We start from the raw sequence: 14,823 nt of genomic DNA on the forward strand, positions 1-14,823 counted from the left end.
TACACAGGAGCCATTGGTGGATTCAAACGACGTCCAGGCAGATCTCAAGCACGTTCTCTACACCAAGGAACAGATCCAGCAGCGGATCACAGAACTCGCAGCGCAGATCGATAAGGACTATGAAGGGCGCGAGATCCTCATTGTGGGCGTCCTCAAGGGCGCCGTGATGGTCATGGCGGACCTGGCCCGGGCACTGCACAGCCACATCTCGATGGACTGGATGGCCGTTTCCTCCTACGGCTCGGGAACCCAGTCCTCCGGGGTAGTGCGCATCCTCAAGGACCTGGATACGGACCTGATGGGCAAGGACGTGCTGATCGTCGAGGACATCATCGACTCCGGCCTCACCCTGTCCTGGCTCAAGACCAACCTGGAATCCCGCGGCACCGCGTCAGTGGAAATCTGCACCGCGTTCCGCAAGCCCACCGCCGCCAAGGTGGACATCGACGTCAAGTACGTCGGCTACGACATCCCCAACGAATTCGTTGTCGGCTACGGACTGGACTACGCCGAGAAGTACCGCAACCTGGACTTCGTGGGCACCCTGGCCCCGCACGTCTACGAGTAAGCTGCCGCGCAGCATCTTGCCAAGGAATGTGGGCATCCGGGACGTTGCCAGGGCGGCCGGCGTCTCCGCCACCACCGTCTCGCACGTGCTCAACGATGCCCCGTACGCCCGCGTCAGCCAGGACACCCGCGAGAAGGTGAGGGCGGCGGCGGACCAGCTGGGTTACGGCCCCAACCGCCTGGCCCAGGCCCTGCGCAGCCGGAGGTCCGGCGTGCTGGGCCTGGTCAGCGAGGACGTGGCAACCACCCCGCACGCCGGCCGCATCATCCTGGGCGCAGACCAGGCCGCCCGCGCCCGCGGCTACACCCTGATGCTCATCAACACCGCAGGCGACGCCGACACCGCCTCCCGCCAGGCGGACGTTGAATCGCTGCTGGAGCGCCAGGTGGACGGGATCCTTTACGCAACGATGTACCACCGCAGCGTGGAGCCGCCCGCCAACCTGGCCAGGGTGCCGTCGGTGCTGGTGGACGCCGTCACCGATGCCGGGACGTTTCCGGCCGTGGTTCCGGACGAGCACGGCGGCGCCTCCGCAGCAGTGCAGGCGCTGCTCGCTGCCGGCCATACGCGGATCGGCTTCATCAACAACACCGAGGATGTTCCCTCCACCCACCAGCGCCTGCAGGGTTTCCGGGACACACTTTCCCGCGCGGGACTGGATGCCCGCGGCGCTCCTGTAGGGACTGCGTCGTCCGATGCCCTGGGCGGGTACGCGGCCGCCAGACGGATGCTGGAAGGTGCCAACCCCCCGTCGGGCCTCTTCTGCTACAACGACAGGATGGCCATGGGAGCCTACCGGGCCGCGGCGGAACGTGGCCTGTCCATCCCGGACGACCTGTCCATCGTTGGCTTCGACGACCAGGAACTGATCGCCGGCAGCCTCCACCCCGGGCTCACCACCGTGGCCCTCCCGCACTACGAAATGGGCGCCTGGGCCGCCAACCGGCTGATCGACACGGTGGAAGCCGGAGAGCCCGGAGACGCCGGGCCCGGGCCGGATGACCGCCCGGAGCCCGTGCTGCTGGAGTGCCCGCTGGTGACCCGGGGATCTGTGGCGCCGCCCAGGGACCAACGCTGAGCATGCCAGCCGGCGTACCGCGTGGCATGCTACGCCCACAGGGAACTTTTGCTTTTCGCTATGCGTGATGTACTCCGGACGGTGTATAGCTAGAAGCTGACGCAGCACCATCACGCGCGCAGACTACTCGCCGTGAAGCACTACCGGAAGGGACGGGGCCAGCCCCCGAACAGATGAAAGCTAAGAACTTCTTCAAAGGCCCGGGCATCTGGATCGTCGTTGTGGTCGGTCTGCTCCTGGTGGCTTTTGCGACGCTCGCCCCCGGCGGTGCGGCCCGGATCGACACGGACAAGGGCCTGGAACTGCTCTCCAGCAACAAGGTGGAGCAGGCCAAGATCTTCGACGGTGAAAACCGCGTTGACCTCACGCTGAAGGACAACCTGCAGCTGGACGGGCAGGACAAGGGCAAGAGTGTCCAGTTCTTCTTCGTTGATGCCCGCGCACAGGACGTGGTCAAGGCCGTTACCGACGCCAAGCCGGCTCAGGGCTTCACGGACCAGCCGATCGAAAGCAACTGGTTCTCCGGCCTGCTCTCCCTCCTGATCCCCGTCATCCTGCTGGGCGCCCTCTTCTGGTTCCTGATGACCCGCATGCAGGGCGGCGGCTCCAAGATCATGCAGTTCGGCAAGTCCAAGGCCAAGATGGTCAGCAAGGACATGCCGCAGGTGACCTTCGCCGACGTCGCCGGTTCGGATGAGGCCGTGGAGGAACTGCAGGAGATCAAGGAATTCCTGCAGGAACCGGCCAAGTTCCAGGCCGTTGGCGCCAAGATCCCCAAGGGCGTGCTGCTCTACGGCCCACCCGGCACCGGTAAGACCCTGCTGGCCCGCGCGGTCGCCGGGGAGGCCGGGGTGCCTTTCTTCTCCATCTCGGGCTCCGACTTCGTTGAGATGTTCGTCGGCGTCGGCGCATCCCGCGTCCGCGACCTCTTTGAACAGGCCAAGGCCAACTCGCCCGCCATCATTTTTGTGGACGAGATCGACGCAGTCGGCCGCCACCGCGGCGCCGGCATCGGCGGCGGCAACGACGAACGTGAACAGACCCTCAACCAGCTGCTGGTGGAGATGGACGGCTTCGACGTCAAGACCAACGTCATCCTGATCGCCGCCACCAACCGGCCCGACGTCCTGGACCCGGCCCTTCTGCGCCCGGGACGCTTCGACCGCCAGATTGGGGTGGACGCGCCCGACATGATTGGCCGCGACCAGATCCTGCAGGTCCACGCCAAGGGCAAGCCGATGGCGCCCGGCGTCGACCTGAAGGCCGTGGCCAAGAAAACTCCCGGCTACACGGGTGCCGATCTCGCCAACGTCCTGAACGAGGCCGCCCTGCTCACCGCGCGCTCCAATGCAAACCTCATCGACGACCGCGCCCTGGATGAGGCCATTGACCGCGTGATGGCCGGCCCGCAGAAGCGCAGCCGCGTCATGAAGGAACACGAGCGCAAGATCACCGCATACCATGAGGGCGGGCATGCACTGGTGGCAGCAGCCCTGCGGAATTCCGCCCCAGTCACCAAGATCACCATTCTGCCCCGCGGCCGGGCCCTGGGCTACACCATGGTGGTGCCGGATAACGACAAGTACTCCGTGACCCGCAACGAACTCCTGGACCAGATGGCCTACGCCATGGGCGGCCGCGTTGCCGAGGAGATTGTGTTCCACGATCCGTCCACCGGTGCGTCCAACGACATTGAGAAGGCAACCGGCACCGCACGCAAGATGGTTACCGAGTACGGCATGAGCGAACGCGTCGGCGCGGTGCGGCTGGGCCAGGGCGGCGGCGAGCCGTTCCTGGGCCGCGACGCCGGGCACGAGCGCAACTACTCGGACCAGATCGCGTATGTTGTGGACGAGGAAGTGCGCCGCCTGATCGAGCAGGCCCACGATGAGGCTTACGAGATCCTCACCGAGAACCGGGACATCCTGGACATCCTGGCCCTTGAGCTGCTGGAGCGTGAAACCCTCAACCAGGCCGAAATTGCCGACATTTTCCGCGACGTGCGCAAGCGTGACTTCCGCGAGGTGTGGCTGTCGAAGGAGACCCGTGCCGTGCAGCTCAACGGCCCGGTGGAGAGCCGCCGGGAGCGGGCAGAGCGCGAAGCGCAGGAGGAAGCCAAGAAAGCCCGGCTGGACGAGCCGCTGGACGCCCAGCCCCCGCATTCGCAGGGCGTTCCAGAAGACGCTCCATTTCACGGAGGCACCCCCGAATCGGGGCCTGACACCCTTCGCGGCTAAGCTTTCCCTGTGACTTCTTTCGACGACGACGACGTTCCCGCCTCCGCCGGCTACCCTGCGGAGGGCGGTGCCCACCCTTCGAAACACGAAAAGGTGGACCGGCCGAGGATCGAGGCGGCCGTCCGCGAGATCCTCCTTGCCATCGGTGAGGATCCGGACCGCGGCGGCCTTCTCGACACCCCGAAGAGGGTTGCCAAGGCTTACGCCGAGATGTTCGCCGGGCTGCACCACGATCCCGCGGACGTCCTGTCCACCACCTTTGACCTGGACCATGAGGAACTGGTCCTGGTCAAGGACATCCCGTTCTACTCCACGTGCGAGCACCACCTGGTTCCGTTCCACGGAGTGGCCCATGTGGGGTACATCCCGTCCCACGACGGCAAGGTCACCGGGCTGAGCAAGCTGGCCCGTCTGGTGGACATCTACGCTCGCCGCCCGCAGGTGCAGGAACGGCTCACCACTGAAATCGTCGAAGCGCTGGTCCGCCACCTCAAGCCCCGTGGCGCCATTGTCGTTGTTGAATGCGAACACATGTGCATGTCCATGCGCGGCATCCGCAAGCCCGGAGCGAAGACCGTCACCAGCGCGGTCCGCGGGCAGCTTCATGACCCGGCCACCCGTGCCGAAGCCATGAGCCTCATCCTCGGAAGGTAACAACAGACCATGGATTCACTCGCTGCAGCCCCAGGAACGGGGCCCGCAACCTCCCCGCTGCCCATCCTGCGCAAGCCCCGCCCGGCGGCACGCTTCGAAGACCTCCCCACCGCCCGTACCCTGGTCATGGGAATCCTGAACGTCACCCCTGACTCGTTCAGCGACGGCGGGAAGCACTCAACGGCTGACACCGCGATCGCCGCCGGCCTGCGGATGTTCTACGCCGGTGCGGACATCATCGACGTGGGGGGCGAGTCCACCCGGCCCGGCGCGGACGATGTCACCCCCGCTGAAGAACAGCGCCGCGTCCTGCCCGTGATCGAAGCTCTGGTGAAGGCCGGAGCCCTGGTCAGCATCGACACCACGCACGCCTCTACGGCCGAAGCGGCAGTCAAGGCCGGCGCCGCCATCATCAACGACATCTCCGGCCTCAGCATCGAGCCCGAAATGGCCGAATTCGTGGCGGCCTCCAAGGTGCCCTATGTCCTCACCCACCGTCGCGGGGACGCCCGGACCATGAACTCGCTCGCCGAATACGCGGATGTTGCGGGGGAAGTGGTGTCCGAGCTGGCAGGAGTGCGGGACAAGCTCTACGCCGCCGGGGTCAGCCAGGAGCAGATCATCATTGATCCGGGCCTGGGCTTCGCCAAGAACGACGCCCAGAACTGGGAGCTGCTGCAGAACCTGGACCAGCTGGACAGCCTTGGCCACAAGGTCCTGGTGGGTGCCTCGCGCAAGCGCTTCCTGGGCACCCTGCTCACCGTGGCCGGCAAGTCCGCCGCGCCCGAAGAGCGGGACGGTGCCACCGCGGCCATCACCGCCATCAGCGCGTACCGCGGCGCCTGGGCAGTGCGCGTGCACGACGTCGGGCCCAGCCTTGACGCCGTCAAAGTCGCTGCGCGCATGGCTGCAGGACCGGCACAACAAGCCGTACCCAAGACGCAATAGGGCCGGGGACCCCATGGACAGGATTGCGCTGACTGGAGTGACCGCAGTGGGTCACCACGGTGTCTTCGATTTCGAACGCCGGGAGGGCCAGCCCTTTGTCGTGGACGCGGTGCTGTATCTCGACTTCACTGAAGCGGCGCAATCCGACGACGTCCTGGACACCGCGCACTACGGCGAGGTGGCGCAGCGTATTACCGAGTGGATTTCCGGGGAACCCTTGAACCTCATCGAGGCGTTGGCGGTGCGGATCGCCGACAGCCTCCTGGCTGAATTCAGGCTGGAGGCCGTGGACATCACCGTCCACAAACCACAGGCCCCCATCGAGGTCCCGTTTGGCGACGTGGCTGTCAGCGTCCACCGGGAACGGAAGCCCGCCGATGCTGCGCTGGCTGGAGCCCAGGCATGAACGGGGTACGGCCGTGAACGGCGTTTACACCAAGGCCGTGCTTGCCCTGGGCAGCAACCTCGGGGAACGGAACGAAACCCTGACGGAGGCCGTCGCGGACCTGGTGGACCCGCCCGAGGTCCGGCTCCTTGCCGTCTCGCCCATCGTCCAGACGAAGGCCGTGGGCGGCCCCGCCGGGCAGCCGGACTTCCTCAACATGGTCATCACCGTGGAAACCAGCCTGTCCCCGCAGGAGTTGCTGGCACACTGCCAGGCGGTGGAGAACAAGCACCTCCGCGTCCGTGAGGTCCGCTGGGGGCCGCGGACGCTCGACGTCGACGTCATCACCTACGGCGACCTTCACAGCGATGACCCCGCCCTGACCCTCCCGCATCCCCGGGCGGCGTCCCGGGCGTTCGTCCTCTACCCCTGGTCGCTCATTGAACCCGCAGCCACCCTGGACGGGGAGCGGATCAGCACCCTCGCCGTGCAGGCGGAGGACTTTGCCGACCTGGCACCGTTCGACGGCTTCGGTGACTTTGACGGCATGCCGACGGCGGGAGCGGTGGAGGAACGATGAAGCCCATCAACCCGCTGCGGCTGCTGCTGATCTGCGTCATCCTTGCCGTCGCGGGCTGGTCAGCCACCGTTGTCACCAGCCGCTACAGCATGGCCACACCTGTCTTACCTGCCACCGCGCTGGCCACCATGGGCGTCATCGTCATTATCACGCTGGTCCTGGGGATCCGGGTCCTGCGCTGGCGGAACAGCCAGGAACCGAACAGCAAGGCGCAGAAGAGGCAGCTGGATCCGCTGCTGGCCGCCCGGACGCTGGTCCTGGCGCAGGCCTGCGCGTATGCCGGAACGGTGCTGCTGGGATGGCACATCGGCATCTTCCTGGACCAGCTGCGGATCTGGAGCCTGCGCAGCGACCAGGGCATCACCTGGCTGGCCCTTGCCATGGCCGGTGGCGGCCTGGTGATGATCGTGGTGGGGCTCCTGGTGGAACGTTTCTGCAAGATTCCCCCGGAGGACGGTGACACCAAGGGCGTCGACGGGAAGGGCCGGCCTGCCCGCGGCGAGGCCGCAGGGGAAGGCGAGTATGCATACCGAGGCGATTGACCCGCCGGGTATCGACTGGCAGCGGGTGTCACCAAAATATGTCACCGTCCGCCTGGTGGAATGGGCTGTTGCCAACCTGGCCGCCGTCCTGGTCCTGTCCGCGCCGCTGGTGATGGTCCTCCTGGGCTGGTGGCGTTGGCCGCCGCTGTGGCTGGCCGTCACCGTTCCCGCAGTCATGCTGCTGGCGGCCTTGTGGCGGCTGGTCCTCATCCCGCGGCAGGTGCGGGCCATTGGCTACGCCGAGCGCGACGACGACCTGCTGGTCAGGAGCGGCATCTTCTTCCAGCGCACCATGGCAGTGCCCTACGGCCGCATGCAGTACGTGGACATCGCCGTGGGACCGGTGGAACGGGCCCTGGGCCTGTGCAGCGTGAAGCTGCACACGGCCTCCCCAAGTACGAACGCCCGCATCCCCGGCCTTCCGGCAGCGGAAGGTGCGCGGCTGCGTGAACAGCTGGCAGCACGCGGCGAGGCCAGGCTGGCAGGGCTGTGACGGCTGACGGCCACTTGCCTGGGCAGCCCCCCGCACCAACTGCCCCCGCACCCCCTGCTCCAGTCCCGGACAGCACCGAAACGTCCGACGGCGACTGGCGGCGTGTGCATCCGGCGTCACCTTTTGTCAGGGGCTGGTTCGCCCTGGCCGCGATCATATTCTTCTTTGGCCGGGACCTCCTGGAGCGGATGCTGCAGGGCCAGGCGGTGTTTGAAAACGGCTTCGCCCGGCGCGCGCCGTGGCTTCTGGGCGGCGGTGCGCTGGTGCTGGCCGTGGCAGTGCTGGGTTTCGTCCTCACCTGGTACTTCACCAAATACCAGGTGTCCGGCGGCTATGTCCGAGTGAACACCGGCTTCCTCTTCCGCCAGCACCGGCAGGCACGCTTGGACCGGGTGCAGGCCATCGACATCGTTCAGCCGCTGCTGGCCCGGATCTTCGGCCTGGCGGAGCTCAAGTTCGAGGTTGCCGACGCCGGTGAGTCCGCGGTGCGCCTGGCCTATCTCAAGATTGGGGATGCCCGGCAGTTGCGCGCCACCATCCTGGCCCTGGCGTCCGGNCAGGGCCGGCACTGGCCCCGCATCCGGCCCTGCTGCGGGCACCGGTTCCGTCCCCGGGACTTGGACTATCGCCGGCAACGGGACTATCGGCGGCACTGGGACCGTCGGCGGAACAGCTTCGGGGGAGCTGTACCCAGGGGCGCACCCTGCCCGGCCTGCACGCGAGGCGCCGGAAGCAACGGTACTTGCCGTGCCGCCGTCGCGCCTTATCGGATCGTTGCTGCTGAGCGAGCAAAGCTTCGTCATCGTGGTGGGGGGCGCCGCTTCGGTGGTCCTGTCCGCGGTGACGGACAACCGCGCCTTCTATTTCTACCTCGTGCCGGCTGCCCTGGGCCTCGCCGCCGGTTATTGGAACTTCTTCAACAAGGGCTACAACTTCACGGCCGCCGTCTCGCCCAACGGGATCCGGCTCCGGTACGGACTGCTGGACACGCAGGCGCAGACCCTGCCGCCCGGCCGCATCCAGGCGGTGAAGGTCTCCCAGCCGCCATTGTGGCGTCCGCTCGGCTGGTACCGGATACAGGTCAATGTTGCCGGCTACGGGGCTTCCGGCAACGCCGTTGAGGGCAACACCAGGACCATCCTCCTGCCGGTGGGCACATTCTCCGACGTCCTCGCCATGCTGTCGCTGGTGCTGCCGGACCCCGGGACGGATGTGCCCGCGGCCGTTTTCGCCGCGGGGCTTTCAGGCAGGGATTCCGACGGCGGCTTCGTCACCACGCCGCGCCGGGCGCGGTTGCTTGCACCCCTAACCTGGCGGCGGAACGGCTATGCGGCCACTGGCACGGCATTGCTGATCCGCTCGGGGCGCTGGTGGCGGCACCTTGTGGTGGTGCCGCACCAGCGGACGCAGTCGATGGCGCTCCACCAGGGGCCCTTGGCCCGCCGGTTCCGCGTTGCCGACCTGGTCCTGCACACCACCGCCGGTCCCGTGGCGCCGAGATTGACCCAGGCTGGTCTGGACGAGGCCCGGCAACTGTTTGACGAGCAGTCAGCGCGCGCCCGGCTGGCACGGAAGAGGCAAACCACCGAACAATGGTTGCGGCAGGTTGTTCCGGCAACTTCACCCAACGCCGTGACCGGGGCGGCGGGGGTTGCGGCGCCGCTGCCGGAGGCGGCAGCCGGTGACGCCCGTCCCCAACACCAACAGGAAGGCCAGCAGCATGGCTAAGCCAGGACGCCTCGGCGTCGGAATTATCGGCGCGGGCAAAGTGGGAGCCGTGCTTGGCGCCGCCCTGCGCGCGGCCGAACACGCCGTCATCGGGGTCTCGGCCGTGTCCGACGCGAGCCGGGAACGGGCTGAGGCGTTGCTGCCCGGCGTGCCAATTCTTGACGTGCAGGACATCGTGGAGCGGGCTGAACTGGTGCTGCTCGCCGTCCCGGACGACGCGCTTCCCGAGCTGGTGGAGGGACTGGCGAAGCTTGGCGCCTGGCAGCCGGGCCAGCTCGTGGCGCACACGTCGGGGCGCTTCGGCGTCGGGGTACTGCATCCGGTCCGCGCCGCCGGCGCCATCCCGCTGGCGCTGCACCCTGCCATGACCTTCACGGGCATGAGCCTGGACCTCACCCGGCTGCTGGACTGCACTTTCGGGGTGACCGCCGATGCCGCCATGCTGCCCATCGCGCAGGCGCTGGTGGTGGAGATGGGCGCCGAGCCCGTTGCCATCGCGGAAGCAGACAGGACCCTCTACCATGCAGCCCTGGCGCACGGGTCCAACCACCTGGTCACCCTGGTGGCACAGGCCTCGGAACTGTTGCGTGACGTGGGCGTCGAATTGCCCGAACGCATGCTGGGTCCGCTCCTGCGGGCCACGCTGGAGAATGCCCTGGCATCCGGGGAATCGGCACTCACCGGTCCCGTGGCCCGCGGAGATGTGGGAACGGTGCGTGCCCACGCCGAGGCGCTGCGGGAGTTCGACGGCGGGGGGCACGGCGACGTCCTGGCGGCCTACCTTGCGATGGCGCGAGCCACGGCGCTCCGGGCCGAAGGGCGCGGATTGCTGAAACCTGACCAGCTGAAGGGGCTGCACGACGCCCTCGACCAAAAGGAGGACTGAGTGTCCATTCAACTCGTCACCACAGTGGCCGGCCTGAAGACCGAAAGCGCCAGGCTCCTGGCCGCCAAGGGAGGCGTTTCCCAGGGGCTGGTGCCCACCATGGGCGCACTTCACGAGGGCCATGCCGCCCTGGCCCGGACCGCCGTCGAGCAGAACGACGTGGTAGTGGCAAGCATCTTCGTCAACCCCCTGCAGTTCGGCGACGCCGTGGACCTGGACCGCTATCCGAGGACGCTTGAGGCTGACCTTGCGCTGCTGGAGGAGCAGGGCGTGGACCTGGCGTTCGCACCTTCCGTGGAGGAGGTCTACCCCGGCGGTGAGCCCCTGGTACGCGTTACCTCCGGCCGGCTGGGGGAGAAGTGGGAGGGAGCCTCGCGGCCCGGACACTTCGACGGCGCACTCACCGTCGTGGCCAAGCTGCTGCACTACGGGATGCCTGCGGCGGGCCTTCCCGCTGGTTCCGCCGGCGACGCCTCGTCCCTCAACGGCAACCTGCCGGCTTACCGCGCGTACTTTGGGCAAAAGGACGCCCAGCAGTTGGCGCTGGTCCGGCGCATGGTTGCCGACCTCAACTTCCCCGTGGAGATCATTGGCGTCCCGACCGTCCGGGCAGCTGACGGTTTGGCGCTTTCCAGCCGCAACCGGTTCCTGTCCCACGAGGAGAGGGACGCTGCGCTGGTCTTATCCAGGGCCCTGAGGCTGCTGGAGGAGCGGGCTGATGCCCATGAGCCGCTGGACTTTGACTCGGCGCTGGCCCTGGTGGAGTCCCAGCCCCTGGTGGAACTCGATTACTTTGAGGTAGTGGATCCCGGCACCCTGGAGCCGCTGGCCGAGAACTGCCGCGAAACCCCCTTCCGGGGCGAAGCCCTGGTTCTGATCGCGGCCAAAGTCGGTCCGGTCCGGCTGATCGACAATATGCCGCTGGACTCCTGAGCACGGCCCTGGATTCCTGGGCCCGGCATTGCTGAGCCCGGCGTAAAGGTGGCCGGTTAGAGGCCCGGTCCATCCTCCCTTGCCATGAGCTGTTCCAGAAGTGCCTTTTCCGGCTGCCCCGGATTTTGTGCCAGGAAGCGCCGGACGCGGGCTTTGGCCATTTCGTCAGCTGGGTCTGTGCTGGAAAGCAGTTCATCGATGATTTCCTGCGCCTGCCATCGGAGGGACTCAATGGCGAACTCGCGGATCTCGGCGGGCGTGTCACTGGGAAGCCATGGCTCCGGGTCAGGGGGCACCGGGGCGAGCTGCTCTGCTTGTCATAGAGGCCTCCTTGCATCAATGCCCAACAGCCACGCGGCCGTGCGACGTTCGAATGCACTGCACGTGGAAACCACACTACAGCGAGATAGACAAGTCTGTCTCGTGCCAGAATTACCCTATGGATGTGATGAATCCGGGGTCGGGGATGAAGTCCAACGACGGGTCCCCGGAGGCGTCCGCACAGCAGTCCACGCCTTCCTGCGGCCACTTGGACCCGGAGGAGCGGATCCTGTCAGTGGCCTATGAATTGTTCTCGCGGCGGGGGATCCGGGACGTTGGTGTAAACGAACTCATTGAGCGTTCCGGCGTTGCGAAGGCCACCTTCTACCGCCACTTCCCCTCCAAGGATTCCTTGGTGCTGGCGTTCCTGGAACAGAGGGACAAACAATGGACCATTGACAGCATCATCTCGAAGGCGCGGCAGCGGGGCAGCACGCCGGTGGAGCAACTGCTGGCGATTTTCGACGTCTTCAGCGACTGGTTTGGCCGGGACGATTTCGAGGGCAGCGCCTTCATCAATGTCCTGCTGGAGATGGGCCCGTCCCATCCCTTGGGCCAGGCCAGCAAGGACTACCTGGCCAAGATGCGTAGGCACGTCCAGGGGCTTGCGGAAGAAGCCGGGTTGGCCCGTGCGGAGGACTTCGCGCGGTCCTGGCACCTTCTCATGAAGGGCTCCATCATTGCTGCCACCGAGGGGGATCTGCAGGCGGCCCAACGTGCACAGCAGATGGCGGGTTGGTTGATCGAGCACCACAGGAAGTAGGTGCCTGCAACACCGCGTCAGCGCTGGCAGAACCGCGTGATGCAAGGGATACGGCGGAATCAACAATCCTCGATACATGACGCTCCGCGCTGCCAAGGCTCCGATCCAGAAGGCTCCGATCCAGAAGGCTCCGTCCGCTACCAAGGGCCCGCGGCTCAAGGGATTCGGCGACAAATGAGCCTGCTAGGCCACGAGCCTGGGAAGCCTGCCGCTGCCTCCTCCCAGCGCTTATTGAGTGCCGGATCACACGTGGGTGGCGTCCGCACAAGTGTGGTTACGGCGAGAGGGCAAAGGGCTGTGCCAGGGATAAGGCCTGTGTGAGGAATTCTGCCCAGAGGGGGTCGTCGGGTGGGAGGTCGTCGAGGTCGATGAGGGTGTCGTCGTCCGGTTCCCACGGCGGCAGGTCTTCGACGCAGGCGTCTTCGCCATGGAAGCAGGCGGGCAGCGCAGCATGACTTCCCGCGAGGATGCCTGGTGCCCAGTGGGTTGGTTCGGGGGTGGGGGGTTCGGGTGTGTAGTGCCGGCCGGTGGGTGAGGTCCAGCCTGGTGGCTCGTTTGGGGTTGCGGCATCCGGGGTCCAGTGGCTGTTGTGTTTGAGCCGGTGATGTTTGGGGCAGAGCTGTGCCAGGTTGCGGACGTCTGTCCGGCCACCGTGTTCCCAGGCGGTCCCATGATCGATGTCGTTGTCCGGGGTGTGGTTGCTGCAGCCGGGGAAGGTGCACTTCCGGTCCCGCATCCTGATCCATTGTTTGATGGCCTCGGTCAGCCGGTAGCGGGTGCGGCCGATCTCCAAAGGCGCCCCGTCGCGGGGGTCGACCAGCACCCGGTAAAACGAATCCGCCCCGTCCGCGACCAGTGTCCGGGCCATCGATGCCGGGATGGGACCGTACCCGTCCAGTTCCGCGGGTTCATCCGTGAGGCCGAGCAGTGCGAACACTGGAATCGTGACCAGGACATCTGCGCGCGGGGTGGGGACCTTTCCAAGCTCGGCCGTGTTTGCGTCAGTTTCGCCCCCAGCGGTGCCGGCGCCCAGGAGCAGGCTGGCGGCGATGTCGGGGCGGAGTTGGGTGAGGGTGCGGGGTTCGTCGGGGCCTTGGAGGCCGCGGGCGGTGGCGGTGGTGCGGTTCCAGATCGCCGACGCGGAGTCGCCGGGCAGGTAGAGGGAGAGCCAGGCCATGCCGTCCCTGTCGGGGGTGTATTCCATCCGCCGGTCAGCGACCCCCTTTGCATGGCGCTTCTCGATCGATTCCGGGTGGTGGCGTTCGCGCCACCCACGGACCTTGGCCCGGAACCGGGACGGGACGAGATCGCCGGGGGTGGCGCCGCGGGCCCGGCTGGGTGCCTCGGGGTCGAAGAAGTGCGCCACCAAACCAGCAGCGCCGGCAGGGGTGAGGCCCTCGGTTTCGTCCGCAACGATGCGGGCGTGCTGCCAGGACATGGCCCCGGCGGCCAACGCGTCGATCACCGGCGGCAGGGAGCAGACCCGGCGAGACTGGTCCACGAGGGCGCTGGCAGCTCGGGAGCTGATGGCCAGGATCCCGGCGATCTCCTCCACGGCGGACATCTCCGCGTAGGTCCGCTCCTGTACGGGGGCGTTCGGGGCAAGCAAGGCGTGTTGGATCTGCACGGCGTCGGCAACATCGCGGGCTTTCACCGCGGCGAGCTGGCCCTCGAGCCGTTTCACCACCTCGAGTCGTTCCAGCCGCAGTTCGTACCGCCGCTGCAACACATCAACATCAGCACCAACAGCAGCGTCCGAAGCCAAAGCAGCATCTTCAAGGCCCAGCGCATCAAGGACAGCAACAGAGGCACAGACACCCTCCATCACTGCCCCAACGCCACCGCCGATTCCCATACCCACATCATCCAACGAGGGTCCGACATTCTGACCTGGCAGGGCCAGGCGCCGGACGGCCAGCCGCTACTTCCAACGCCACCAGCCGCCCAAGGTCCCTCGCTCACGCAAGTTGCGTGCCGTCGTCGTACGCAAGTAAGATAGTCAGCTTGCTTATTACTTTTCCATTTCCTAGGCTGGACTGGTCAGGCAATCAACTCTCGAGCGGGACCCCCGCGTGCCAAAAGCGCGCAACCGCAAGGATGAGGAGGAACAATGTCAGAGCACAGCATCGCAGGCAAGAAGGTGGCATTCCTGCTGACTGATGGCGTGGAGCAGGTGGAGCTCACCAGCCCCTGGCAGGCCGTGAAGGACGCCGGCGGCCAGCCCACTCTGGTGGCTCCCAAGAGCGGCAAGCTCCAGGGCTACAACGGCACGGAGAAGGGCGATACCTTCGACGTGGACCTCACCGTCGCCGAAGCGAATGCCTCCGATTTCGACGCCCTGGTGCTTCCGGGCGGCGTGGTGAATGCTGACCACCTGCGGGTGGACAAGGACGCCCAGAGCTTCACCCGCAGCTTCTTTGAACAGCACAAGCCGGTGGCATCCATCTGCCACGGACCGTGGCTGCTGATCGAGGCCGGCGTGGTCCGGGGCCGGAACGTCACGTCCTACTTCACCCTCGAAACCGACCTGAAGAACGCCGGCGCCAACTGGACAGACCAGGAAGTAGTGGTGGACCAGGGCCTGGTGACCAGCCGGAACCCCGACGACCTTCCGGCCTTCAACAACAAGCTGGTGGAGGAAATCTCCGAAGGACAGCATGCGGGGCAGACGGCCTAACCCCCCAATGTTCCCCCACGGTTAAGAAAT

At 66.6% G+C, this 14,823-nt stretch carries 15 protein-coding genes and 1 pseudogene; 14 read left to right on the top strand and 2 right to left on the bottom strand.

The window, feature by feature from the left end; all coding sequences use genetic code 11:
* Positions 1-16: 16 nt before the first annotated feature.
* The 12 genes and pseudogenes from hpt to ACTJK0_RS09990 all read left to right on the top strand — a co-directional run bounded on the left by hpt (position 17) and on the right by ACTJK0_RS09990 (position 11,032).
* A complete protein-coding gene (hpt, locus tag ACTJK0_RS09935; RefSeq protein ID WP_110542337.1) occupies positions 17-568 on the top strand; it encodes a hypoxanthine phosphoribosyltransferase in 552 nt (183 codons plus the stop codon).
* Between the two features lie 16 nt (positions 569-584).
* Complete coding sequence (locus ACTJK0_RS09940) at positions 585-1,646, top strand: LacI family DNA-binding transcriptional regulator (RefSeq protein WP_440745036.1); 1,062 nt, start codon at positions 585-587, stop codon at positions 1,644-1,646.
* 173 nt (positions 1,647-1,819) lie between these two features.
* A complete protein-coding gene (gene ftsH, locus ACTJK0_RS09945; protein ID WP_440745037.1) occupies positions 1,820-3,883 on the top strand; it encodes an ATP-dependent zinc metalloprotease FtsH in 2,064 nt (687 codons plus the stop codon).
* 9 nt (positions 3,884-3,892) lie between these two features.
* Entirely contained in the window at positions 3,893-4,537 is a 645-nt protein-coding gene (gene folE / locus ACTJK0_RS09950; protein WP_110542339.1) for a GTP cyclohydrolase I FolE, read from the top strand.
* 9 nt (positions 4,538-4,546) lie between these two features.
* A complete protein-coding gene (folP, locus tag ACTJK0_RS09955; protein ID WP_440745038.1) occupies positions 4,547-5,485 on the top strand; it encodes a dihydropteroate synthase in 939 nt (312 codons plus the stop codon).
* 13 nt (positions 5,486-5,498) lie between these two features.
* Positions 5,499-5,891, top strand: a complete 393-nt coding sequence (folB, locus tag ACTJK0_RS09960; RefSeq protein ID WP_440745039.1) for a dihydroneopterin aldolase — start codon at positions 5,499-5,501, stop codon at positions 5,889-5,891.
* Between the two features lie 13 nt (positions 5,892-5,904).
* Positions 5,905-6,450, top strand: a complete 546-nt coding sequence (gene folK / locus ACTJK0_RS09965; RefSeq protein ID WP_440745040.1) for a 2-amino-4-hydroxy-6-hydroxymethyldihydropteridine diphosphokinase — start codon at positions 5,905-5,907, stop codon at positions 6,448-6,450.
* Entirely contained in the window at positions 6,447-6,992 is a 546-nt protein-coding gene (locus ACTJK0_RS09970) for a DUF3180 domain-containing protein (protein WP_440745041.1), read from the top strand. Before folK ends, ACTJK0_RS09970 begins: the two co-directional genes overlap by 4 nt.
* Positions 6,973-7,485, top strand: coding sequence for a PH domain-containing protein (locus ACTJK0_RS09975; RefSeq protein WP_440745042.1), 513 nt, complete (start codon positions 6,973-6,975; stop codon positions 7,483-7,485). Before ACTJK0_RS09970 ends, ACTJK0_RS09975 begins: the two co-directional genes overlap by 20 nt.
* A pseudogene (locus ACTJK0_RS09980) lies at positions 7,482-9,213 on the top strand (PH domain-containing protein). Before ACTJK0_RS09975 ends, ACTJK0_RS09980 begins: the two are co-directional and overlap by 4 nt.
* Positions 9,206-10,099, top strand: a complete 894-nt coding sequence (locus ACTJK0_RS09985; protein ID WP_110542344.1) for a DUF2520 domain-containing protein — start codon at positions 9,206-9,208, stop codon at positions 10,097-10,099. The pseudogene ACTJK0_RS09980 and the gene ACTJK0_RS09985 overlap by 8 nt, the downstream one beginning before the upstream one ends.
* Positions 10,100-11,032, top strand: coding sequence for a pantoate--beta-alanine ligase (locus tag ACTJK0_RS09990; RefSeq protein ID WP_110542345.1), 933 nt, complete (start codon positions 10,100-10,102; stop codon positions 11,030-11,032).
* A 56-nt stretch (positions 11,033-11,088) separates the two neighbouring features.
* Here the strand turns inward: ACTJK0_RS09990 and ACTJK0_RS09995 are convergent, their stop codons facing one another.
* Complete coding sequence (locus ACTJK0_RS09995) at positions 11,089-11,328, bottom strand: hypothetical protein (RefSeq protein ID WP_440745043.1); 240 nt, start codon at positions 11,326-11,328, stop codon at positions 11,089-11,091.
* 143 nt (positions 11,329-11,471) lie between these two features.
* On the opposite strand from ACTJK0_RS09995, the gene ACTJK0_RS10000 reads away from it, so the two are divergent.
* Positions 11,472-12,116 carry a TetR/AcrR family transcriptional regulator gene (locus ACTJK0_RS10000; protein WP_440745044.1) on the top strand — a complete coding sequence of 215 codons (645 nt, stop codon included), beginning with the start codon at positions 11,472-11,474 and terminating at the stop codon, positions 12,114-12,116.
* Between the two features lie 274 nt (positions 12,117-12,390).
* Here the strand turns inward: ACTJK0_RS10000 and ACTJK0_RS10005 are convergent, their stop codons facing one another.
* Positions 12,391-13,971 (bottom strand): HNH endonuclease, encoded by a 1,581-nt coding sequence (locus ACTJK0_RS10005; RefSeq protein WP_440745045.1) that lies wholly within the window; start codon positions 13,969-13,971, stop codon positions 12,391-12,393.
* A 255-nt stretch (positions 13,972-14,226) separates the two neighbouring features.
* Between ACTJK0_RS10005 and ACTJK0_RS10010 the strand changes: the two genes are divergently transcribed.
* Positions 14,227-14,793 (top strand): type 1 glutamine amidotransferase domain-containing protein, encoded by a 567-nt coding sequence (locus tag ACTJK0_RS10010; protein WP_440745046.1) that lies wholly within the window; start codon positions 14,227-14,229, stop codon positions 14,791-14,793.
* The last annotated feature ends 30 nt before the right edge of the window (positions 14,794-14,823 follow it).

The sequence above is a fragment of the Paenarthrobacter sp. 22069 genome (assembly GCF_052046035.1).
In the GTDB taxonomy this organism is placed as follows: domain Bacteria; phylum Actinomycetota; class Actinomycetes; order Actinomycetales; family Micrococcaceae; genus Arthrobacter.